The sequence below is a fragment of the Mesoplasma entomophilum genome (assembly GCF_002804125.1).
GTDB classification, from domain to species: domain Bacteria; phylum Bacillota_I; class Bacilli_A; order Mycoplasmatales; family Mycoplasmataceae; genus Mesoplasma; species Mesoplasma entomophilum.
In genome coordinates this window covers 612,894-638,287 of sequence record NZ_CP024966.1, presented here as the reverse complement: position 1 = coordinate 638,287, position 25,394 = coordinate 612,894, and the positions used below count along the sequence as shown (strand labels likewise).

Here is a 25,394-nt window from a genome sequence, read left to right as displayed (position 1 = left end):
AAACGTTTCATTTTTTATGTTTTATTTTGTTTTTTTGGTAACATATATTTAATACAAAGAAACGCAGGGGGTGTTTTTATGAATAAATTAATAAGTTTTTTAGCAGCAACCACTTTGACAATAAATGGTGTTATTTTAGCTGTATCATGTAATTCAAATTTGGTAAAAGGTAAGTTAGAAAAAGTTCATGTCAAAACACTTCAAAAAAATTTACAAAATTTATTGAAATCAAAAGTAGAAGAAAAATGAGCAGTAAAAGATTTGCAAGATGAAATTAATCAAAAATATGGTGAAGAACAAATAACTGTTGAAGAAACAGAAACTGAAGTGAAAAAAATAACTGATGGTGTTTATAACCAGAACTGAAAATTTATTGGAAATGGAATGTCGAATGATAAAAGTTCTTATATAGGTGAAATAACTTTAATTCATAATTGAAAAATGTATAAAGTTTTAGCTGCAAGTGAAATTCAAGCTGCAGCTAATAAGGTTAAAGGCGATTATGTAACTTTGGAAGCGGCTCAAACTGCAATTGAAAATGAGATAATAAATATAGCAGGTATTAAATCAGTTGAATTTCAAACAAATGATTATCATTGATCAAATGAACAAGTTAAGTTCAGTGTTGAATTGGACGAAGATTATAAACTTGATGGAAACAACACATTTACTGTTGATATAAGAATTGGTGAGAAGGAAACTATTAATTACAATATCCTAAAACAAACTTTTGAAGACTCGGTAAAAGATGGCATGAGTGATTCAGAAGTTGTTAGTGCTTTAAAAAATATTCATAAACCAAATGGAGTTAAAACAATATCAGTAAATAAAAAGCAGCCGAGTGAAAATGATGGAAATGCAGTTTTTGAAATCAATATAACTATTGATGAAGATAACTATATTATTAGTTCAACATATTTTGAAATTAAAGTTCAAGTTGATAACAGAAAAATAATTGATACAAAAGAATTAAGCACGTTATTAAGTAAGTTATCTGATTTATCATTTAACACTTCAACTCAGAAAGATCTTGAAAAAACTATTGAATATATTATAAAAATGAATACATCATCAGAAATATTTGATTTAATCCAATTTTCAATAAATAAAGGAAAAATAATTGTTTATCCCAAAAACAATGTTAAGTATAAACTATCTAACAAAATTGATGTAAAGTTGAATGGTTGAACAAACAATTCAAAAAATCAAAGTACTATTTATTATGACAATAAGACAGAAACTTTTGTAGCTGTAAATTTTGCTAATGAAAATGAGCCTTCAGTCAGAGAAATTGATACTGAAACTATTTACCAAATCGGTTATAATTTTGAAGGTCAAGTACCTATGATGCCATCAAAAATTAGACAAATTAATAGTTACTTACCAACTGGTGCAACAAACTTAACAAATATGTTTAATCAGTGTTTTGAATTTAATCAAGATTTAAGTTTATGAGATACTTCAAATGTTACTTCTTTGTATGGAACTTTCCATGAAGCAAGCAAATTTGATGGAAATATATCTAATTGAAATACTCAATCAGTAACATTAATGTCATATACATTTGCAAAAGCTTCGCAATTTAACAAAGATATTAGTAAATGAAATACAGAGAAAGTTACAAAGATGGATCATATGTTTGAAAATGCTCATACTTTTAATCAAAATCTAAGCAGTTGAGATGTTTACAATGTAATTAATGTTGATGATTTTGATATAAAAACTGAAAGCTGAAATTTAGCAAAACCAAAATTTGACAATAGTAAGAATATTGAAATTATTAGTTCAGAATTATACTCATTAGTTAATGATAATGAACATAAGAATAAAGCTTGAAATAAAGAAGAATTGCAACAAGCAGTAGACAAAAAATATGGTCCAGGCAAAATAATTGTTATTATTTTTTCCTTAAGCAAAAATCAGCATTTAGATGTAGAATTTCACGAAGATACCTGAATGTTTAGTGGTCAATGATCTTTATCAAATAAAAAATTAGAATATTCTAATTCAACTTCTATAAAGCATAACTGAAATGTTAATGTTGTTTCTGTTAGTGATATACAAAATCTTTTGAATAATTTTTTAACAGAAGAAACACCAGAAAATCTGGCGATTGAAGAATATAAAAAATTTAGTGCTTCAGGTGTTAAAGTTGTAAGTTCTCGAAAAGTGAATAAAGATGACAAATTTATAAAAGTTAAGTTAGAACTTATTGATTCAACTTATAAATGAAATGACTTAAATTTTAATGGCGAGTTTATAGTAACAAGTGATAAAATAGTTTTTATGAAATATATTGATACAACAAGAATATATCAATTGTATGATCAAGCTGTAAAAAAAGTTTTTACAGTTAACTCAAACTATAAGTTTTTAGACTTAACTAAATCAATAGCATATTTGAATTTAACTGAAGAAGAATTTAATGCAATTGAATTTAGGTTGTTTACTTTTAATAATGTCAGTGGTATTGTTGATATAAAAATTAAAGATCAATATAAAAATTACTATACTCTTTCAGGCGGAGAAAAAAGAGTAAGCTATTACATGGCAGAAATGGGTAGAGATGGCTTAAAACAAGAAACAATAGCTGAGGACTCGAAAGGAAATATTCAAGTTTATCCGCCCACTGTTTCACTTGAAAATAAAAATGATGGTATTAAAGTTTATCAAATAGGTATAGATTATTACCAAGAAGCATTTGTAATAGGTAGATTGCCCGAAAATTTAGAAAAAATTTCACCATACTTGCCAATTGAAATAACTTCTTTATATTCAGCATTTTTTAATTTAAAAAAATTTAATGATGCTAATATAAAACGATGAAATGTGTCAAGAATAACAAATATGAATGCAACTTTTGGCGGAGCTACGAATTTTAATCAGGATATAAGTGGGTGAAATACAGCAAATTTAAATAGTATGAATAATATGTTCAAGAACGCAATTAATTTTAATCAAAATTTAGGATTATGAAATGTGAATAAAGTAAAATCATATGAAAACTTTGATTCCAATACAACTTCATGAGTGCTGCAAAAACCTTTATTAGGTAAGTATTAAATAAAACATTGAATATTCAATGTTTTTTATTTTGCCTTTTTAGTATTATAAAATAAAGTTAAAATATAAAAGAGGTACTAAATGAGCAAAAATAATATAACTTATCATGATATAGCAAAGGCTGCAAACGTGGGAATAGGAACTGTTTCAAGATATTTTAATAACTATAATATATCTGATAATGCAAAGAATAAAATAGACAAAGTCATAAAAGAATTAAACTACATCCCCAATTTTGCTGCTTCAAATATTAAAAAACAAAGTAAAGATGTTTATCTAATATTGCCTTATAATAAAGATGAAACTGCAAATATGGAAATTGTAAATGGTGTTAAAAGTTTTATGAATGAAAAAAACATAAATTTTTTTGTATTTTTTTCATCTTCTGAAAGCGACAAATATACTAATGATTTGAAATATCTTATAAATAGAAATCCACTTGGGATTGTACTTCTTTTACCAAAAAATACTTCGGAAAAATTAATTAATGAAATTACAAATATTTCGACAACAAAAATTATTGTTTATAATAGAAATATTAAAGACATTGAATCTATAAAAATTGATGATAAGAAAATGTTTGAAGAATTAGCATCAATAATAAATTTAAAATACCCAACTAAAAACATTGCATTTATTGGTCTAAATAAAAAAGATATAACAACAGGTAAGAACAGAATAGAAGCTTTTGAAAAGAAAATAAAAAATAAAGACTTTAAATACTACTTATTAGATCAAAACAGTTTTAAAGTTGCAGAAGAAATTATTGAAAAAATAATTGGCGAAAACAACCCAGACATAATAGTATCTGCAACACATACAATATCAATGTCGGTTTTTAGTTTTTTAATGAGCAAAAAAATTCGTGACGAATATATTACAACAGATATTGGCGGAATGGGTAAAAGTCAATTTTTAACTAACGCAGATATAAACATTTTTATAGATTATTTTTATATTGGATATCAATTAGGGAATAAATTACTAAATAATAAGTTTGAAATGGAGAATTTTTTCAAAATTATTTAGTTTTTTATTTTTTTGTTTTATAATATTCATGTTGGAAATGTTTCCAATAGAAAGGCAAAGAGTATGGGTAAAAAAGAAAAATTACCACAAATAAAGATTGATTTAAAAGCATGATCAAAAGAACTTGTTGAATATCTTGGTGGAACTGAAAATATAATATCAGCAACACATTGTTTAACAAGACTAAGACTTGTTATTAAAGATGAAAATCTTATTAATAAACCAAAAGTTGAAACAATGCCAAGTGTTAAAGGTACTTTTAAATCTTCTGGTCAATATCAAATTATTATTGGAACAGAAGTTGAAAAATATTTCAAAGAATTTGTAGCAGTTTCAGGTGTTCAAGCGGTAACAAAAGAAAAAGCAAAAGCCATTGCAAATGAAAATAATGGTGGATGATTTTTAAAATCTCTTAACTTTTTAGGAGAAGTATTTATTCCGATTATTCCTGTTCTAGTAGCAGGTGGAATAATTTTAGGATTTAGAAATATTTTGGAAGCAGATTTTAATGGTTTTATAATTGTTAAATCTGGTCAATTCTGACAAGGACTTGATGACTTCTTATGAATTCCAGCTCAAGTTTGTTTCTGATGACTACCAGTTCATTTATGCTGAAGTATTTTTAGAAAAATGGAAGCTGACCAAGTTATGGGAATTGTTGTTGGATTATGTTTATTAGTTCCACCTTTAATGAACGTTTATGATGTTTCTGGTGAAGCTTCACAAGATGGTGGATTTAAATGAATCTGACAAATTATGGCAGGTATGGATGATGGAGCCTTTGACTGAGGTTTCATGAAATATCCTTGAAAAATTCAATATACAGCGCAAGTTATTCCTGCGTTTGCTATTGGTATTGTTGGTGCTTATATCAATAAATGAATTAAAAGAACATCACCAGCAGTTGTAAGTCAAATTGTTGTTCCATTAGTGACAATTTTACCAACATTTACATTAGCTATGTTTGTAATTGGACCTGCAGGATTTATAGTTGCATCAGTTATCAGTTTTGCTATTTCATGAGCATTTACAAATAACATTGCAAAATACTTCTTCGGATTTATAATTGGTATGGCATATGCACCAATTGTATTAACAGGGGTTCACCACTTATTTAATGCAGTGTTCGTACAAGATACAATACAAAATGGAGGAAACTTCTTATTTATTGGAACATGTGCTCAAGCTATTGCTCAAGGAAGTGCTGTTCTTGGTTGAATATTAGTTAACAAAAAAGATCCAAGAGCAAAAGATGTAGGTATCCCATCAGTTGTTTCAGCTTATCTAGGAGTTACTGAACCAGCAATGTATGGTATTAACTTAAAACATATGTATCCATTTGTAGCAGCTTCAATTGCAACAGGTTTAGGATTAGAATTAGCAGTTATTTCAGGTGTTAGTGCAACAAACTCAGGAAATGGTGCTTGATTAGGAATTTTAAATGTTCAAGTTGAATCAAAAATTGAAGGTGTTAATACTTGAATTGGAACTGGTTATACATGATTTATGATATCAATGTTATTAACAGCGGCAGTTTCAATAGGATTAACAATGGTATTTTCAAAAGTTAAATATTTTGAAAAATTCAATATCGAAGTAAAAGCAGCAGAATTACTAAAATAATATTAAAATAAAACTAAATAGAAAAAGGGAAAAAATGAGAAATGAAGTAATTTATCAGATATTCCCTTTAACTTTTTCTGATGGTAAGAAAAAAGGTAAAGGAAATATCAAAGGTATAATAAATAAATTAGATTATTTAAAAAGTTTAGGCATAACTAGAATATGAATATCGCCCTTTACAAAATCACCTTTTAAAGATAGTGGTTATGATGTTTCAGATTATTGTGGAATAAATGAAGAATTTGGTACTATGGAAGAAGTTGAAATTCTTATTTCTGAAGCAAAGAAAAGAAATTTAACAATTGTTTTAGATATAGTTTTCAATCATACTTCTGACCAACACGAATGATTTAAAAAAGCGTTGGCTGGTGATGAAAAATATATGAATTATTATATTTTTAAAGATCCAGTCAATGGCAAAGAACCAACTAATTGAAAAAGTAAAATGGGTGGTTTAAGTTGAGAATTTGTACCTAATCTAAATAAATACTATTTACATTTATTTACAAAAGAACAACCAGATTTAAATTGAGAAAATCCAGAAGTTAGAAATGAACTAATTAATATATTGAAGTTTTGAAAAGATAAAGGTATTAGCGGTTTCAGACTTGATGTTTGTAATCTTTATAGCAAACCAACATTATTTGAAAATGATAAAATTGGGGATGGTAGAAGATTCTATACAGATGGAGCAAAAGTTGAAGAGTACTTTAACTTGATGCATAATGAAGTTTTTGGAACTGATAATGAAATATTTACAGTTGGTGAAGTTTCATCAACTACTAAAGAAAAATCAGCTAAATATGCTAAGGCAGGAAATAAAGAACTTGATTCAGTTTTTACATTCTTACATCTAAAAGTTGATTATGAAAATAATGATAAATGAACAAATGTAAAGCCTGATTTAAACTTGTTTTGAAAATTACAAAAAGAATGACAAGAATATTATCAATTAAAAAATTCTACTTTAGCTTTATTTATGAATAATCATGATCAACCAAGGGCTGTTTCAAGATTTGGAAATGTAGATAAATATTGATATGAAAGTGCAACTTCTATTTTTGCATTTACTTCATTAATGCGTGGAGTTCCATTCATTTATCAAGGTGAAGAAATTGGTATGACAAATTTAACTTTTAATGACCTTAATGAATTTAAAGATGTTGAATCAATTGGAAATGCTAATGATTTATTAAAAATAAAATCAGAAGAAGAAGTACTTGATATTTTACGAATTAAATCAAGAGATAATGCAAGAAGTGTAATGCAGTGAGATGATGAATTAAACGCAGGGTTTTCAGAAAAAGAAAATATAGAATTATTTGTTAATGAAAATTACAAAAAAATCAATGTTAAAAACCAATTAAATGATGACAAATCAGTTTTAAATTTCTATAAAAAAGTAATTAATTTGAGATTAACAGAAGAAATATTTAATAATGGTAAAATAAACTTTTTTGAAGAACAGGATTATGCATATTGTAGAAAATTAGATGATAAAGAAGTAATTATATTAACAAACTGAACAACTGAAAATAAATTGATAAAATTAAAACTAGATAGCAATAATTGAAAAATAATTTTAAATAATTATGATGATTTTAATTTTGATTCTTTAAAACCTTATCAAGTAATAGCCATCGAAAGGAAATAAAAACAATGAGATATAATGATCGTGAAAAAGCAAGATTTTCTCTTAATTCAAGTATTGCAGTTTTCATTGTTTCAACTTTACTTTTTATAATTAGTTGTATTTATATTGGCGTTGCAAAACCGTTTCCTTTTTGATGAATATTACCTTGTGTAGTTTTTATTCAAACTATAGTAAGTTCATTGTACTGCTGACAAGCTATATATAAGATTGATATATATGGAAGCTATTTAAATGAAAAATCAATGAGAACAATGTTTATTTTAATAATATTTGAGTTATTAACATTAAATATTTTTGCTTTCATGTATGGGATTTACACATATAGAAAAATTTATTTAAGTACAAGACATATATTATAAAATTAGGAGAAAATAAAATGATACTAAATATTGATTTAGGTGGAAACTCAGCTAAATGTGCACTTATTGAAAACTTTGAAATAAAAAGTAAGTTTTTTGTTGAAACACCAAAATTTGAAATAATTGAAAATTTAAAGAAAATGATAGATATTTATTTTAAAGAAAATGGTTATAAATGAGAAAATGTTGAAGCAATATCTTTTTCTGTACCTGGTGCATACGATAAAAAAACTGAAATTATTGTGTTTGCAGGTAATTTAAATTGATGAAACTATCCTCTTTTAAAAGAAGCAAGAAGAATATTTAATTTTGAAAAAATATTTATTTTAAATGATGCCAATGCTGCAACTTATGGTGAATGAAAAAAAGGCCAAGATGGTATGCCAGAATCTATGATGCTATTCACTCTAGGAACTGGAGTTGGTCATGGTTTAATTTTAAATAAACAAATTTGAGAAGGAACTAAAAAAGGATACGCAAGTGAAGGCGGTCATGGTGGATGTTTCGCTGATGAAGAATTGCTTTGCTCATGCGGTGTTTATGGTTGTTTAGAAGCAAGAAGTAGTGCTACAGGTATAGAGCGTGAACTTAATAAAGCTGATAACAAGAACTACATTGAATCAAAATTAGGAAAAGAATTTAAAACAATTAAAATTATTGATATTGTTGAATTGTTCAATAATGAAGACCCAGTTATTATAAATATATTTAAAGAGTGTTTGATGCCATTATCAAAAGCCGTTGGATATTTACAAACTGTTTTAGATGTTGACAAAGTAATCATTGGAGGTGGGCCTTCAAATTTAGGCAAAAGAATATCTGAAATAATTTTTGAAAATTTGAAAAAATATACTTTAAAATCGTTTTATGAAGACATGGTTATAGAAATAGCTAAGCTTGGCAATGACGCAGGAATTTGAGGAGCTTATTACTGAGCTTTAGAAAATATTTAATAATAATAATTTACTATTCAAATAAAAGGTTGATTTTTATTTGAATAGTTTTATTTTGCTTATTCAAAATATAAAGATTTTTTATGCATTTTACTTTTTATGCTATAATCTAAAAGAAAATGAAAGAGGTGATTTTATGAGTATTCCATCCCAGAGTTTATTTAATGGATTAAATTTTATTGAGAGTGCTTTTAAATCACTAATTTTTTATCGTTAAAATTTTAGTATTTAGGCATTCATAGAAAAGGAAAATTTATGAAAAGACTAAAGAAATTAAACAATAATACAAAAATTGAATTAATCAATTACGTAGACTCTGATAATAATAAATTACTAAAACAATTTGAAGTAAACAGTTTTGGTTTAAACGACGAACAAGTTGAAATAAATAGAGAAAAATTTGGTGGAAAAGAATTAAAACCAGCAAGATTTAATGTTTTCCTTGTATTTGCTAAATCATTTTTTTCACCATTTAATATTATTTTAATGGCGATTGATGCATTTAACTTTTATGAATATGTTACTGATCCAAATACATTTTCACTTGTGGCTGCTATTATTGTGCTAATTATGATTTTAGCTAGTGGAACAATGGCATTCATTCAAGAAATTAGATCTCATTTAGTTATTAAAAGAATGATAACTGAGAATAAAAAAACATCAAAAGTTATAAGAAATATTTCATACAACTATAAATCAGTAGATAATGCTAATTCAATTAGAATGATCAAAGAAGCTGAAGTTATTGAAAATGATGAGTTAGTTCCCGGAGATTTTATCTATTTAGTGAACGGAGATATTATTCCAGCTGACGTTAGAATTATTTGATCAAATAATCTATATGTTAACCAATCATCTTTAACTGGTGAAAGTTTCCCAGTACAAAAAAAAGATTCACACGATAAAGAATTTGAATCTCACTTAAGTTATGAAAATATAGGTTACATGGGAACAGAAGTAATGTCTGGAAGTGGATTGGCAATTGTTGTTGCAACTGGGCAAAAAACTTATTTTTCATTAATTGATAACAAAGTTAAAGAAAAAAGAAAAAGTTCTTCATTTGAAAAAGGAATTAAAAGAATCACATTATATTTAATTGCCTTTATGATTGCTGTAATTCCTGCTGTTTTATTAATCTCAGGTTTACAACAAGGAGATTGAGTTAAAGGCGCAATGTTTACTATAGCTATTGCTGTAGGTATAACACCAGAAATGCTACCAATTATTGTAACTTCAAACTTAACAAGAGGATATAAACAAATTGAAAAAAATGGTGAAATGATTGTTAAAAATTTAAATTCAGTACAAAACATAGGTGCTATTGATATTTTATGTACAGATAAAACAGGAACTATTACAAGTGGTGAAATTAGTTTAGATAAAGTAGCCGGAGTTAATGGTGAAAAATCAGAATTCTTAGAAAATGTTTTATATTTAAATAGTTATTTCCAATCAGGATTTCAAAATCCTATTGATAGTGCTGTTTTATCATCAAAAATAAAAAAACCTGATGTAGATGACTATACAAAAGAATGAGAAATACCTTTTGACTTTGAAAGAAAAATCTTATCTGTAATTTTAACTAGTAAAAAAGATAAAGAAATTTTTACAAAAGGTGCTGTAGAAGAAGTTTTAAAAGTATGTAATAGAATTTCTATTAATGGAAAAATAGAAAAATTAGATGCTAAGTTAAAGAAAATGATTTTGAAAAAAACTCATGAATTAAATATTGAAGGTTATCGAGTAATTGGTATAGCTCATAATGTTTTACATGACGAAGACGTTGAAGAAGAACTAATTTTTTATGGATTTGGTACTTTCTTTGATAAGCCTAAAAAAACCTCAAAAAAATTAATTAAAAATTTAGCATCAAAAGGAATTTCAACAAAGGTTCTTACTGGTGATAATGAAATTATTACAAGAGCAATCTGTAAAAATGTTGACTTTGAAATAACTAAACTATTTTCTGGTGCAGAAATTGAAGCTATGGATGATAGACAATTGCACAAAGCTGTTGTAGAAGCTAATGTGTTTGTAAAATTATCACCAATTCATAAATCAACAATTATTGCGGCGTTACAAGCACAAGGACATGTTGTTGGTTTCATGGGAGATGGAATTAATGATGCTCCTGTTCTTAGAGAATCTGATGTAGCTATTTCATTTAGTGAAGCATCAAATATTGCTCAAGATGCAGCTGATATGATCTTAACTAGCGAATCATTAATGGCTATTGAAAATGCTGTTATTGAAGGACGTAAAAGTTTAGCTAATATGCTTAAATACATTAAAGTAACAGTTGCATCAAACTTTGGTAATGTTATTTCTGTTATTGTTGCATTGTTCTTAACAAAAGAAGAACCAATGTTAGCATTGCATCTGTTATTGCAAAATTTATTATATGACTTTGTAATGTTTGCTCTAGTTTTTGATAATGTTGATGAAGAGTTTTTACAAAAACCAAGACCGTTTACAACGAAAAATATAATATGATTCGCAGTTATAAATGGACCTATAAGTTCTATATTTGATATATCAACATTCTTAGTTTTAATATTTGGATATAAATTAGTTCCATTCCAAGGAAGTGTTCCTGAAGGAAGCACTAATGCAATGCAATTCCATGCTTCTTGATTCGTTGTTGGTTTAATGACTCAAACAGCTGTAATGCAAGTATATAGAACTGAAAAAACACCATTTATTCAGTCTAAATGTTCAATGTCAATGTTAATAGCAACTATTGTAATTTGTTTAGCTGCTATATTGATTCCATTTACACCAATTAATCAATTGGTTCAAATGTCAACACCGCACTGATCATTTATATTTGTAGCATTAGGATTTGTTGGAACTTACATCCTTCTAGCTCAATTAGTAAAAAAACTATACATCAAAAAATTTAAAGAATGATTATAAATACCTTTAATAGGTATTTTTTTATATAATCTAATAATGAAAGAGGTGATTTTAATGATTATCAAAAGCATTAATGAAACTAAAGATCTAGCCATTAAAATTGCTGATGAATTAAAAAGCGTTAAAGGTGAAGTTTATTTATTGTTAACAGGGGATCTTGGAGCTGGTAAAACAACTTTGACTAAGCAATTAATTAAATCATTAGGTGTTGAAGAGAATGTAACATCACCAACTTTTAATATTTTGAATCAATACGAAACTACTAATAATTTGGTGATAAATCATATGGATGCATATCGATTAGACAAACAGTCAAATATTGAAATGTTTTTAGAAGAATTTGATAACAATATTAACATCATTGAATGATGAACAAATTTAAATTATGACTTTAATGAATTTAAAAACCTAAAAATCGAAATATTGGTAATTGATGAAAACACTAGAAAAATTAAAATAGAAAGAAATTATTAAGATGAAATTGTTTATAGATACATGTAATTGAAAGTTAGTTTTAATTTTAAAAAAAGATGATCAGATAATTGACAGTCTAATATTGCCAGATACTAAAAAAGTTAGTGATATTGCCTTATCTACTATCACTATGTTATTAAGCAAAAATAATTTAAAAATTAATGATATTGAAGAATTTTACTTAACCAATGGTCCAGGAAGTTATACTGGTGTAAGAGTTGGTTTAACAATTGTTAAAACTTTAAAAACTTTAAATAATGAAATCAAAGTTTATTTAATGAATTCATTAGCTTTTCAAGCTTCAAATGATAAAATAATTTCTGTTCTCGATGCTAGAGGTAATAAATATTATCTTGGTGTTTATGAAAATCAAAAACCATTAATAAAAGAAACTGTAGTTAGTTTAGAAGAATTAGAAGACATCAAAAAAACTTATAATGACTTTATAATTAAAAAAGATAATGAATCAGTTGATTATCTTGATACATTTAATCTATTAGAAGATAAATTTATATTAGTTAATGAAATTGAAGAAATTTCACCTTTATATATAAAAAATTTCATTTAGGAATTTAAATTTACAAACAAATGTATTATAATAATTTTGCTTACTACATTTATAAGACCCCGGACAAGTCAAATAAGAGGAGAAAAAGCACATGAAACAAACAACATTAATTGCTGCAAAAGATATCAAAAAAAATTGATATATTGTTGATGCAGCAGGACAAAATGTGGGGAGATTATCTACAGAAGTAGCTAGAATCTTAAGAGGTAAACATAAAGTTGACTTCACACCTCACATGAACAATGGTGATCACGTTATCATCATTAACGCTGAGAAAGTATTATTTACTGGTAAAAAAGAATCAGATAAAACATACTACCACCACTCAATGCACCCAGGTGGACTAAGAAGAAGAACTGTAGCAGTTCAAAGAGAATTAGACGCAACTAAAATTTTAGAACGTTCAATTCGTTTGATGTTACCAAAAAATGTACAAGGAAGAAATCAATTTAGAGCATTACACGTATTTGTTGGTGAAAACCACCCTTACGCAGCTCAAAAACCAGAAGTTTTAACATTCGTAAAAAAAGGAGATAACAAATAATGGCAGAAAAAGTTATTTATAGAGGAACTGGAAGAAGAAAAACTTCTGTAGCTCAAGTTATCTTAACTCCTGGAAAAGGAAACATCATTGTTAATGGTGTTCCTGCATTAGAATTCTTCCCATATCCAACATTAGTTCAAGACTTAGAACAACCACTTGTAGCAACTGGAACAGAAAAAGATTTTGATATCACTGTTACAGTTAAAGGTGGAGGATTTACTGGTCAAGCTGGAGCAACTCGTTTAGGAATTGCTAGAGCATTATTAGTTGCTAGTGAAGATTACCGTAAAGGGTTAAGAGCTGTTGGGTTGCTAACACGTGATGCACGTATTAAAGAACGTAAAAAATACGGTCTTCGTGGAGCACGTAGAGCACCTCAATACTCAAAACGTTAATCAAACATTTTCAGCAAAAAACTCTTTTAAGAGTTTTTTTTATGTTTTTTTGGTTAGAATATATTTAACTAAAAATAAGACCGGAGAAATTATGAATAATATAGAGTTAATGAAAGAATTTAAATCACGTTTATTAAATACTACTAGAAGAGGAAGCACATTTTATAATAGTTTTCTAAAAAATTCACAAACAATAAACTTATATAAATTTGAAAAAAAAGGATTATTGACAGAATTTGAAACTTTAAGTCAAAAGTTTTCAAAAAATAAAATTGAAATTGATTTTAGAAATAATACTGAAGAATTTAAATCAAAGAAATATATAGAAATCAATAGTTACATAAGAGAACTAAAAAATATAATTAGTAAAAATAAAAGTCTAACATCAGAAAAAAATCAAGAATGTATGTACATAGGAAAGTATTTTATTCATGGACTTTTAGGAAATGAAGATAAAGACTATTTTAGAGCACCCATTTTATTAAATAAAGTATCGGTCGAAAATTATGGCCAAACATTTGTTATTGATATTCAAAATGAATTTGTGATAAACAACGCTCTTTTTAATTTAATAGCAAACAAAAATAATCTTAAATGAAATTTTTATGAATATAACTCAGATGACTTTTTAGATTATGAAACAACAATACAAACAATTAAAAGACTACTAAACTTAGCTGGTTTAAATCTTGAAGTTAATGATCAAATATTTCTGAATACATTTAATAACACTTTTTCTGATGTAAAAGGTTACACAAAAAAAGAAACAAAGGAAAAATATTTAGAGCAAGGATTTGAAAAAGGGTTTAAAGTATACCCATTAGATATTTGCGCTATTGGTATTTTTGATTTAGCTGCAGGTAACATTTTATCTGCATATTCAGAATTTGAAAATGACGCTAATTTCCTTAAAGAAATATCAAATGAAGTATTTGATATTTTCAGTGCGGATATAACTGAAACAAAAGATAATGAAATCAAAACAATATCGATTTTGGATCATTCACAAAAAGATGCGGTTAAAAATTCTTTGAAACAATCAACATTTATTTTTGGTCCGCCTGGTACAGGAAAGTCTCAAACAATAGTTAATTTAATAGCAAATATAATTAGTATGAATAAAGTTACAAAGAAAGCAATTTTTATTACAGAGAAAAGAGTTGCATCAAATGTGGTTTATGATAAATTAAACAAATTAAACAATTTTGTATTAATGCTTCATAACAATGAAAGTGCAAAAGAAATTCATGAAAAAATTTCTGCTTTTTACAATCTAGTGAAAAATGATATATTTAAGAAAAAACAATTAGGGATCTATAACACTTTTGACAATATATCAAAAGAATATGATACTAAGCTTGAAGAAATAATTGAAAATCTTAAAACTTATAAAAAAGTCATGGGTAGTGATAAAGGTAAAAATTATTTAAAAAGCTTAAAAATAATTTCTAACAAAAGAATTGATAATTCTTTTGAGCTAAACAATGATTTATATGAAAGAGTTTTTAAAAATTTTAATTTAATTACAAATAAAGAAATATTAAATGCGCTTAAAAGAGTAAGCAAATATTTTAATGTTTCATTTGAAAAGACAAGTATTTTAGTTGACTTAATTTTTAAATCTGAAAAATTCAGAGAGATAATTTTTAACTCAAAAATTAAAAACAAAGTTTCATTTAAGATTGGTATTTTCTCAAAAAAGAAATTCACTAATTTCATTAATTCAAAAGAATTTAGTGATTCAATAAGTGAATTAGACAATTGTTCTGAAATCATGGGTTACATGTCAAAAGAAGAATTATTTGACTTAATCCAAACTATAAGTTTATTTAAAAATGAAAATGTTTCTGTTGAAGACATTTATAATTTTTATAATAATAATTTCGAATCTGAAAATTTAAGTATTTTGGAATGAAATAAAACTGACTGAATGAAAGAATTCAAGAAGCAAATAAAATTAAAAAATGAAAATGATTTAAATGATATATATGCAAAAAGAATTAATTACATAAGCAATACAATTTTAAACGGAAGATACTACGATGTAAAAACAGAAACAGAAAGAGAACTTTCTTCATTATTTAATTTGATGGGAAAAAGAATTGATTCAGTTAAAACAAATGTTAGATTAAAAACTTGATTTGATAATTTCTACCCATTAATTGAATTGATGTACCCAATTATATTTGCATCGCCTGAAACAATTTCAAATATAAGAATTATACCAATGGAAAAAGAAGAGTTTGAATATTGTATTTTTGATGAAGCTTCACAAATTTTTATCGAGAAATGTTTGCCAGCAATGTTTAGATCAAAAAAATTTATTATTGCTGGAGATGACCAACAATTAGAACCAACAGATTTTTTCTCAACAAGAAATAAAATAGAAAACGAATATACAGAAGGCATATCTGATGAACAAGAAGAATTATTAGAATTTTCAAATAACGAATCACTAATTGATTTCGCTAAAGGAAGATATAGAAGATATATGCTTAATTTTCATTATAGAAGTAAGTATGAAGAACTTATTCAATTTTCTAATTATAAATATTATGAAGGGAAACTAAATGTTGTTAGTGACCCATGAAACCCTTCTTCAAAACCTATCGAAATCATTGATGTTGAAGGACAAAAACAAAATGATATTAATATTGTTGAGGCTGAGGAATGTATAAAATTATTGAGAAAAATTGTTAAATCTGAAAAAGAAAAGTCAATAGGTATTATCACATTTAACCAACACCAGCAAAAATATATTGAATCTTTAGTCGAAAAAGAAATTGAAACTAATGTAGATTTAAATGAAAACTATAATAGAAAAGATAAGGACAAAGCGCTTTTTATTAAAAATATTGAAAATGTACAAGGTGATGAAAGAGATATAATTATTTTCTCAATAAGTTTTTCTAAAGATTTGCAAGGTTCATTTAGAAATAATTTTGGACCAATAAATCAAGTTGGTGGAGAAAAGAGATTAAACGTTGCAATTTCAAGGGCAAAAGAAAAAATGTATATAATTAAATCAATTCAATCTGAAATTATGAATCCAAAAAAAGAATCGATTGGTGCAGTAAATTTTAAAGCATTTTTAAAGTATTCTGAGTTATTACAAAAACATGAAATTAATGATCGCGAAATCCAACTATTATTAAATAATAAAAATGATATTAACATTAAAGCCCAAACAAGTGAAATATTGCAATTTGATTCAGACTTTGAAGAAGAAGTTTATAATGAGATAACTAAAAAATTAGAATCTAGATATATAATTAAAACTCAGGTTCCTTGCAGTGGTTACAAAATAGATCAAGCAATTTATGATTTAAAGGATAATAAATTTGTATTAGCAATTGAGTGTGATGGTTGAGCATATCATTCATCAGCATATGATAGACAAAGAGATATAGAAAGACAAATTTTTTTAGAAAATAGAGGATGAAACTTTATAAGGATTTCATCAATTGATTGATGAAACAAAGATAAAGTAAATAGAAATAAATTTTTAAATGAAATAAGTTATAGATTAAAGGAGAATGAAAAGAATGACTAGTTTTTTGCCAATAATAATATTTATAGTTATTTTAGGAATTTTTGCTTTATTTTTATTAACAGCATTAGCAAGTAAAAAAGCCAGAGAAGATTTTGAAACAGAAATAGAAAATATAATATCCTTATCCCTTAATTCTTTGGGCAGAAATGGCTATGAGTGAAAAAACCTTGATAACAAGGCCCACTTAATTAGTAGTATAAGAAATGAAATTGTAGATCAAAGAAAAGGTGGATATTCATTAAAACCTTCTGTTCAATCAAGAGGCCCTAAAAAAATGAATCAGTTAAAGAACTTAGTTGACTATTGAGTTAAGCAAGATTTATCTGAAAAAAACTATTTTAAAGCAGAAATTTCAGAAGCAATTATAGAATATGAAAATAATTCTGATTTATATGAAAATAAAGTTATGAGACAAAAAAATGTACCTCAAACTTTGTCTGATGAAGAAAGAAAAAAATACAAAAAAAGTAGGGTAGTCGAATAAAAAAAGAGATACTTTTTACTTTTATTCACTTTTCTATTGACTTAATATTGTAAAAATAATACAATATTTTTGTTTTCGGAATATAGCTCAGCTGGTTAGAGCACTCCGCTGATAACGGAGAGGTCGTTGGTTCAAGTCCAATTATTCCGACCATTAGATATCACAAGTAATAATCATTTGATTATTACTTTTTTTATTTTTTAAAAAATAGTAAAATAAATAATAGTTTATATTTATAAGGAGTTTAAAATGGAATTTTCACATAAAGCGATCGAAAAGAAATGAAAAAAATATTGAGAAGAAAATAATACAAACAAAACAACTAATACATCAGATAAAAAATCATATGTATTAGATATGTTTCCATACCCAAGCGGAGCTGGAATTCATGTTGGTCATGTTAAAGGATATACTGCAACTGATGTTTTCTCTCGTTATAAAAGAATGAATGGATATGATGTTTTACACCCAATGGGTTGAGATGCCTTTGGATTACCAGCAGAACAGTATGCATTAAAAACAGGTAATGATCCAATTGATTTTACTTTAGAAAATATTAAAACATTTAAACGCCAATTAAAAATGATGGGATTTAGTTATGACTTTGATAAAGAAATTTCAACAGCTAACCCAAACTACTACAAAATAACTCAATGAATATTTAATCAACTGTATAAAAAAGGTTTAGCAGAAAATCGTGATGTTGAAGTTAACTGATGTCAAGAATTAGGAACTGTTCTAGCTAATGATGAAATTATTGAAAAAGATGGATTAATGGTTAGTGAGCGTGGAGAACATCCAGTAACTAAACGTAAAATGCGTCAATGAGTTTTAAAAATTACAGAATATGCTGATCGTTTATTAGAAGGATTAGATGAACTAGAATGAAATAATTCAATTAAAGATTTACAAAGAAATTGAATTGGTAAATCAACTGGTGTTGAATTAGACTTTTTAGTTAATGATATTAAAGTTCCTGTCTTCACTACTAGAATAGATACTATTTATGGAGTTAGTTATATTGTTTTAGCTCCAGAACATGAACAAGTATTAAATATTACAACACCTGAACAATTAAGTGAAGTTCAAACTTATATTGAACTAGCAAAAAACAAATCAGAGATTGATCGTAAAGATGAATCAAAACCAAAAACTGGAGTATTCACTGGAAGTTATGCAATTAATCCTCACACTGGTGAGTTAGTTCAAGTATGAGTAAGTGATTATGTATTAGCCAACTATGGAACTGGTGCTGTTATGGCAGTTCCTGCTCATGATAAAAGAGATTGAGAGTTTGCAACTAAATTTAACTTAGAGAAAAAATTTGTCATTGAAAACAAAACTGATGAAAAAGCTTTTGTTGGCGAAGGTAAAATTATTAACTCAGACATTCTAAATGGAATGGATAAAAAACAAGCTATTGAAACTATGACAAAAATTGCTGTTGAACATGGTTGAGGAAGAGAACAAACAAACTATAAACTAAGAGACTGATTATTCTCACGTCAAAGATTTTATGGTGAACCATTTCCAGTCTTATATGGACCAAACCAAGAAATTACTTTAATTGAAGATTTACCAGTAGAACTACCAAGAATTACAAATATTAAACCAAGTGGTACTGGAGAATCACCATTAGCTAATGTTGAAGAATGAGTTAATGTAGAAATTAATGGTGTTAAATACAGAAGAGAAACAAATACAATGCCTCAATCTGCAGGATCAAGTTGATATTACTTAGCTTATATCTTAGCTGATGGAGAAAATGAATTTATTGACATTGATAGTGCAGAAGCTAAAAAACGTTTTGAAAAATGAATGCCAGTTGATTTATATGTTGGTGGACAAGAACATGCAGTTGGTCATTTGCTATATGCAAGATTTTGAAACTATGTATTATATGATCTAGGAATTACTTCAGTTAAAGAACCATTTAAACAATTATTCAATCAAGGAATGATTTTAGGACCAGATGGTAGAAAAATGTCTAAGTCATGAGGAAATGTAATTAATCCTGATGATATTGTTTCAACACATGGTGCTGATAGTTTAAGATTATATGAAATGTTCATGGGACCATTAGATGCTTCTTTACCATGAAGTGAAGATGGTTTAGATTCTGCTTTAAAATGAATTCATAGAGCTTATAGAATGGTTGTTTCTGCTGAACTAACTGATGTAAATGATACTAAATTAGACTTTGTTTATAATGATGTAGTTAAAAATGTAAGTGAAATGATTGAATCATTAAAATTTAATACAGCAATATCACAATTAATGATATTTGTTAATGCAGTTTATAAACATGAAGGACCAGTTTATCGTCCTTACATTGAAGGGTTTGTCAAAATGTTAAGTATCTATGCTCCATTCATTGGAGAAGAATTATGAGAAAAACTAGGTCATGCTCCTTCAATCACAAAACAAGCTTGACCAGTCTTTGATCCAAGTAAATTAGTTTCAAACACAGTAGTTGTTGCTTTACAAATTAATGGTAAATTAAGAGCAACCATTGAAGTAGAAAAAGGAACAGTTAAAGATAAGTTATTAGAATTAGCTAAGAAACATGAAAATATCATTAGTTATATCAAAGATAAACAAATCATCAAAGAGATTGCTGTTGTTGACAGAATTGTTAACATAGTAATTAAATAAGGGTGCAAAAAACAAAAAAATTAGTATTGACACTGATTTTTTTTGTTATAATATTTTGGTTAAAAGAAAGGATTAGAAAAAATGAGAAAAACAGTTAGATTAGTTATTTTATTACTAGTTGTTGCAGTTATTTACTTTGGTTACTCAGCTTGAATTGACTCAGTTGCTATTTACAACATTGGTGCAGTTCAATTAGGATCAGGTACAAACTGAAACAAAACTTTAGATGAATTATTAGCTGTTGCGGGAATTACGAATTCAGCACAAATTGATAATTTGTTACAAGCAGCTGGATCAAGCTTAACAGCTAAAGATATTTTAGTTGCAACTCCAATTTCAGTTTTTGCTGAAGGAACCGAAAATGGAAAAGCATTCTTAACTTCAAGTGCATTTACACTTGGAGGAGCTACAAATGTAGAATTTATTAAAATTCTTATTAATGCAGCAAATGATAAAGCTGGAGCAGGTACATATGTATTAAACGGATTTATGGCAGCTAACTCATTACTAAAAACATTATTGGATCCATTCAAAATGATTTTAGTTGGGGGAGTATTTGCAATGTTCGTACCATTAACAAAACAATTATTATTTGGAACAGTTATTGGAATGAAATCATACATGAAAAACCGTCAATCAAACGTTTTATACAACTACCAAAAAACAATTTCATTTACAGAAGGTTTACAAGCTAAATTAGCAGAAGGAAACTTTGATGCAGTTAAAGCTGATTATGCAGCATATTCAGGATTAGCATTTAAACCAGAATTCTTAAACATTATGATGGATGAAATTTGTTCAGTACTTATCAAAGAAGGAGATGTAACAGTTTTTGCTGAAGCAGCAGGAGTTGTAACAGAATCAATCAAAGAGATGTATGAAAAAGAAAGAAGACGTTCAATTAATGGTCGTGGAGATGAATTATTCTTTGACTTAAAACGTGGATATGAATACTGTGCAACAGGTTCAAAATATTCAATTGCTTACCATAAAGCATTACAAAATAAAGCAGATAACAATTTAGGATGAAAAATTTATAGTTTAGAAATCTTCAAATTCAACTTCTTCTTAGTTGCAATGTTTATACCAGCAGTTATTATTTCAGCATTTGTTGGTGGATTAATTAATGGATTAGTTTCTAATTTAACAGGTGATGTAAGAACATTAGCTGTAGCAGCTACATTCTTCATTTCTTGAGTAATTTTAACTATTATTGCTCATTCATTAATGATCTTCAGAAATGAACAATACAAAAACATCAAAAATATTTTAGTTAAACCAGCTATTATTTTCTACTCATTATACGTATTAACTTTCATTACAATTTCAGCAGGAATTGTTGGTGTATCAAAAGTTAACATCGTTGCTCCAGGATCATCATCTCAAATTTGAGTTTGATTCTCAGCAGTAGCTTACTTAGTATTATCAACAAGTTTAATATTCTATGTAATTGCTACATTAGTAGATAGCTTTAAACAACACAAAACATTATCTAAAAAATTATTAGTTGATGGAATCATTTTACCAATGATCGCATGAACTATTGCTACTGTTTCAAACTTTATGGCTTTATATGGACCAGATGGACATAGTTTACAAAGCATTTTCTCAGCAATTAATGGAGTTACTTTAGTTGGATTCTGAATTTACTTATCAATTTCAAGTTTCTTAATCAACAACTTAATTTCACCAAACATGGCTAGAGAATTACGTAAAGCAGTTGAAGCAGATGCATTAAAAAATGCAAAAGCAAAAAAATCAACAAAATCTACAAAAGCAACTAAATAATTAGTTCTATAGATTTTAATAAAAATTAGTAATTCCGCAGGGGATTGCTTTTTTTTATTGTAAAATAAAATGTTATATCAAATAGTTGGTAAAATATTAATAATATAAAAGGAGATTTATGACGATTTACAAACAAATAAAAGAAGTTATTGAAAAATACGACAAAATAATCATTTTAAGACATATTGTTCCAGATGGCGACGCTTATGGTTCACAATTAGGATTAAAAGAATTAATTAAAACAAATTACCCACATAAGGAAGTTTATGCTTTTGGTGAAGAAATAGGATATTTAAAACACGCAGGAACACCTGATGTTTTTACAGATGAAGCAATATTTAAGGATGCATTAGTAATTGTTACTGATTGTGGTAATGTTGAAAGAATTGACAATCAAAATTATGATAAAGGTGCATTTTTATTGAAAATTGATCACCATCCGGATGCAACTCCATATGGAGATTTATCATGAGTTGATGTAAATTACACAAGTGCTAGTGAAATGGTTGCAGATTTAGCAGTTAATAATAACTGAGAAATAACACCAGTTGCAGCTAGAGTTATTTATCATGGTATTTGTACAGATAGTGGAAGATTTTTATTTGGTGGTATTACACCAAGAACTTTCGAAGTATGTGCTAGATTAATTGAAACTGGTTTTGATGTGTTTGAAATGTATAAAACTATGTACAAACGTTCATTCCCAGTTTTAGCTTTACAATCAGAATTAATAGCATCAGCTAAAGTAACTGATCATAAAGTTGGATATATCATCTTAACTGATGAGTTAATGAAAAAATATAATTTAAGTTATGATGAAAATGGTAAGTTTTCAAACTTATTAAAAGACTTAGAAGGAATTGACATTTGAATCACTTTCTCAATCAGAGAAGATGGAAAATGAAGAGTTGAATTCCGTTCAAGTGGTATTGCAGTTAATGATTTAGCTGTTAAATGAGGCGGAGGTGGTCATAAAATGGCCGCTGGTGCAATCATTAATAATATGGATGAAGCAATGCAAATTGTTGAAGATGCAAATCAATTAATAATCGATAATGAATAGACCACATATAATGTGGTTTTTTTATTTGTTATAATCTATTTATGAACAACAAAGAATACTTAAGTAAATTAGAGATTTACAATTTTGATAAATATGAATTATTAGAAAAAAAAGAATTTTTCGAAGTAGAAAAATATTTTTTATCTGATGAATATGTAATTGATATCATTGTTGGAGAAATTAATGCTTTTGCACATATGATTTTATTAACAAATAAGAGACTATTTACAATTAGCAAGTTTATTCAAACAGCAAGCCAAATCAAACAATATGGTCTAGAACAAATTGAGGACGTTAAGTTAGGCGTGCTTGGAGACATCGCTGATTTAACTATGATTTTCAAAAATGGAAATATCTTTAAAATTGATTATTTACATACACAAGTTGCACAAAAATTTGGATATAACATATCAAAAATGTATGAAGAATTTATAATTTCATTATAAGAAGGAGGACACATGAAAATATTAGCTATTGAATCTAGTTGTGATGAGTTTTCAATTTCAATAATTGATGATGGGAAAATATTATCAAATATTATTTCATCCCAAATAGAGCAGCACGTTAATTTTGGTGGTGTTGTGCCTGAATTAGCAGCAAGATTACATTTAGAAAACATATCTTGAGTTATTAAAGCTGCTTTAGAATCATCAAACACAAAAATTGAAGAAATAGATTATGTAGCATACACAGAAAAACCAGGTTTAATTGGTTCTCTAATTATAGGTAAATTAGTTGCTGAAACTATTGCTAGTTACATTGATAAACCTTTAATGCCATTACATCATATTGAAGGACATATTTATGGAGCTTCAATCGAAAATGAATTTATTTATCCAGTATTGGCAATGGTTGTTAGTGGTGGGCACACACAAATAGAAATTATTAATTCACCAAATGATTTTAAGATTATTGGAGCCACATTAGATGATGCAATTGGTGAATGTTATGACAAAGTCGCTAGAGTAATGGGTTTAGGATATCCTGGTGGACCAAAAATTGACAAATTAGCTAAAGAAGGAAACAAAGATGCTTTTGTATTCCCTATTCCTAAAAATGATGAAAGTTATGATTTTTCTTATTCTGGTTTAAAAACTGCAGTCATTAATATTATTCATAATTTAACTCAAAAAGGTGAAACCATTCCTGTTGCAGATGTTGCAGCTAGTTTTCAATATACAGCAACAAAAATAATTGAAAAGAAATTGGAAAAAGCAATTAATGAGTTTAAACCAAAAACACTAACTGTAGCTGGTGGTGTTAGTGCTAATAGTGAAATAAGAAACATTGTCTTATCATTAGGAGAAAAATATAATATATCAAACACGTTTGTTCCAAAGATGGAATATTGTACAGATAATGCAGCAATGATAGCAAAATTGGCATATGAAAAATTGAAAATTAGTAATTAATTTCCAAAAAATGATAAAATATAATAAATAATTAGTCAAATGCATAATTTATAATAAACGGAGGAAAATATGAGATCTTTTCTAGCAAAACTATCAACAATTGAGGAAAATAATTTAACTACACGTGAATTAATTATTGTTGATTACATTAAAACCAATTCAAAACAAATAGTAGAAGAAAACATTAAGATTGATGAATTAGCAAGACGTGCAAAAACAGGGTTTAGTGCAATTTATAATTTATTGAAAAAAATGAATATTGATGGATATCGAGATTTCATGATTTGTTTAGCAAACGATGTTGAACATGCAGAATTAAATATTGCAAAAAATGATGAAAACGTAGCTAACGGATATATTAATTTAATTAAACAAAATTATACTTTAATTAAAAAAGCTAATTTAGTTAAAACAATTAATTTAATTAATTCATCTCCAAGAATTGTTGTTTGCTACTGAGAAGCAGTATTAAGAGGACCAGCGATGGATCTTTCAAACTTTTTCTATAATCAAGGTTTAAATGTAACTTTATTAGACTCTGACTGAGATTCAATTAACAATAGAATCAAAAATACTCAAACAAATGATTTATACATTTTTGTAACAAAATATGGAACATCAACTCACTTAGCAAAAGTTATTGAAGCAATTAAAAAACAAAAAGGTAAATCAATCTTTATTTCAGGTAAGGTGCCTTCAAAAGATGTTGAATTAAATGCAAGTTTAGTTCATACATTAATTGTTGATGGTGTTGAGATTAATGATGACAATGTTTTAATTTCAAAATCATTACCTTTCCATTACTTTAACGATTTATTAATTTACCATTACTTAAATAGTGAAAAAAAATAAGGAGATTAA

The 25,394-nt window shown here is 26.9% G+C and carries 19 protein-coding genes and 1 tRNA gene; all 20 read left to right on the top strand.

What is annotated here, in order from left to right:
• Positions 1-78: 78 nt before the first annotated feature.
• The 20 genes from MENTO_RS02815 (at position 79) to MENTO_RS02720 (ending at position 25,385) form a co-directional block, all read left to right on the top strand.
• On the top strand, positions 79-3,063 hold the full coding sequence (locus tag MENTO_RS02815; RefSeq protein WP_099651349.1) for a BspA family leucine-rich repeat surface protein: 2,985 nt from the start codon (positions 79-81) through the stop codon (positions 3,061-3,063).
• Between the two features lie 81 nt (positions 3,064-3,144).
• On the top strand, positions 3,145-4,092 hold the full coding sequence (locus tag MENTO_RS02810; RefSeq protein ID WP_099651348.1) for a LacI family DNA-binding transcriptional regulator: 948 nt from the start codon (positions 3,145-3,147) through the stop codon (positions 4,090-4,092).
• Between the two features lie 63 nt (positions 4,093-4,155).
• The gene (locus MENTO_RS02805; RefSeq protein ID WP_099651347.1) at positions 4,156-5,715 is read left to right on the top strand and encodes a PTS transporter subunit EIIC; all 1,560 of its coding nucleotides are present in this window, start codon (positions 4,156-4,158) and stop codon (positions 5,713-5,715) included.
• A gap of 34 nt (positions 5,716-5,749) precedes the next feature.
• Positions 5,750-7,369, top strand: a complete 1,620-nt coding sequence (locus MENTO_RS02800) for an alpha,alpha-phosphotrehalase (protein ID WP_099651346.1) — start codon at positions 5,750-5,752, stop codon at positions 7,367-7,369.
• 5 nt (positions 7,370-7,374) lie between these two features.
• Positions 7,375-7,728, top strand: coding sequence for a hypothetical protein (locus MENTO_RS02795; RefSeq protein ID WP_099651345.1), 354 nt, complete (start codon positions 7,375-7,377; stop codon positions 7,726-7,728).
• Between the two features lie 17 nt (positions 7,729-7,745).
• Complete coding sequence (locus MENTO_RS02790; protein ID WP_099651344.1) at positions 7,746-8,681, top strand: ROK family protein; 936 nt, start codon at positions 7,746-7,748, stop codon at positions 8,679-8,681.
• A gap of 255 nt (positions 8,682-8,936) precedes the next feature.
• The gene (gene mgtA / locus MENTO_RS02785) at positions 8,937-11,597 is read left to right on the top strand and encodes a magnesium-translocating P-type ATPase (protein ID WP_099651343.1); all 2,661 of its coding nucleotides are present in this window, start codon (positions 8,937-8,939) and stop codon (positions 11,595-11,597) included.
• Between the two features lie 54 nt (positions 11,598-11,651).
• Entirely contained in the window at positions 11,652-12,071 is a 420-nt protein-coding gene (tsaE, locus tag MENTO_RS02780; protein ID WP_099651342.1) for a tRNA (adenosine(37)-N6)-threonylcarbamoyltransferase complex ATPase subunit type 1 TsaE, read from the top strand.
• A gap of 1 nt (position 12,072) precedes the next feature.
• Positions 12,073-12,639: a tRNA (adenosine(37)-N6)-threonylcarbamoyltransferase complex dimerization subunit type 1 TsaB gene (gene tsaB, locus MENTO_RS02775; RefSeq protein WP_099651341.1), complete on the top strand. Its 567-nt coding sequence runs from the start codon at positions 12,073-12,075 to the stop codon at positions 12,637-12,639.
• Positions 12,640-12,730: 91 nt separating this feature from the next.
• Positions 12,731-13,183 (top strand): 50S ribosomal protein L13, encoded by a 453-nt coding sequence (rplM, locus tag MENTO_RS02770; RefSeq protein WP_011183391.1) that lies wholly within the window; start codon positions 12,731-12,733, stop codon positions 13,181-13,183.
• Complete coding sequence (gene rpsI / locus MENTO_RS02765) at positions 13,183-13,578, top strand: 30S ribosomal protein S9 (RefSeq protein ID WP_011183390.1); 396 nt, start codon at positions 13,183-13,185, stop codon at positions 13,576-13,578. The genes rplM and rpsI overlap by 1 nt, the downstream gene beginning before the upstream one ends.
• A gap of 91 nt (positions 13,579-13,669) precedes the next feature.
• Entirely contained in the window at positions 13,670-17,131 is a 3,462-nt protein-coding gene (locus MENTO_RS02760; protein ID WP_167372688.1) for an AAA domain-containing protein, read from the top strand.
• Positions 17,124-17,615, top strand: a complete 492-nt coding sequence (locus MENTO_RS02755) for a hypothetical protein (protein WP_099651339.1) — start codon at positions 17,124-17,126, stop codon at positions 17,613-17,615. The genes MENTO_RS02760 and MENTO_RS02755 overlap by 8 nt, the downstream gene beginning before the upstream one ends.
• 76 nt (positions 17,616-17,691) lie before the next feature.
• Positions 17,692-17,768 (top strand) — tRNA-Ile (locus tag MENTO_RS02750).
• A 96-nt stretch (positions 17,769-17,864) separates the two neighbouring features.
• Positions 17,865-20,270: a leucine--tRNA ligase gene (gene leuS / locus MENTO_RS02745; RefSeq protein WP_099651338.1), complete on the top strand. Its 2,406-nt coding sequence runs from the start codon at positions 17,865-17,867 to the stop codon at positions 20,268-20,270.
• Positions 20,271-20,351: 81 nt separating this feature from the next.
• Positions 20,352-22,058, top strand: a complete 1,707-nt coding sequence (locus MENTO_RS02740; protein WP_099651337.1) for a hypothetical protein — start codon at positions 20,352-20,354, stop codon at positions 22,056-22,058.
• Positions 22,059-22,176: 118 nt separating this feature from the next.
• On the top strand, positions 22,177-23,121 hold the full coding sequence (locus MENTO_RS02735) for a DHH family phosphoesterase (protein ID WP_099651336.1): 945 nt from the start codon (positions 22,177-22,179) through the stop codon (positions 23,119-23,121).
• A gap of 41 nt (positions 23,122-23,162) precedes the next feature.
• The gene (locus MENTO_RS02730; protein ID WP_099651335.1) at positions 23,163-23,567 is read left to right on the top strand and encodes a PH domain-containing protein; all 405 of its coding nucleotides are present in this window, start codon (positions 23,163-23,165) and stop codon (positions 23,565-23,567) included.
• A gap of 12 nt (positions 23,568-23,579) precedes the next feature.
• Positions 23,580-24,533 carry a tRNA (adenosine(37)-N6)-threonylcarbamoyltransferase complex transferase subunit TsaD gene (gene tsaD, locus MENTO_RS02725; protein WP_099651334.1) on the top strand — a complete coding sequence of 318 codons (954 nt, stop codon included), beginning with the start codon at positions 23,580-23,582 and terminating at the stop codon, positions 24,531-24,533.
• Between the two features lie 69 nt (positions 24,534-24,602).
• Positions 24,603-25,385: a MurR/RpiR family transcriptional regulator gene (locus tag MENTO_RS02720; RefSeq protein ID WP_099651333.1), complete on the top strand. Its 783-nt coding sequence runs from the start codon at positions 24,603-24,605 to the stop codon at positions 25,383-25,385.
• Positions 25,386-25,394: the final 9 nt, after the last annotated feature.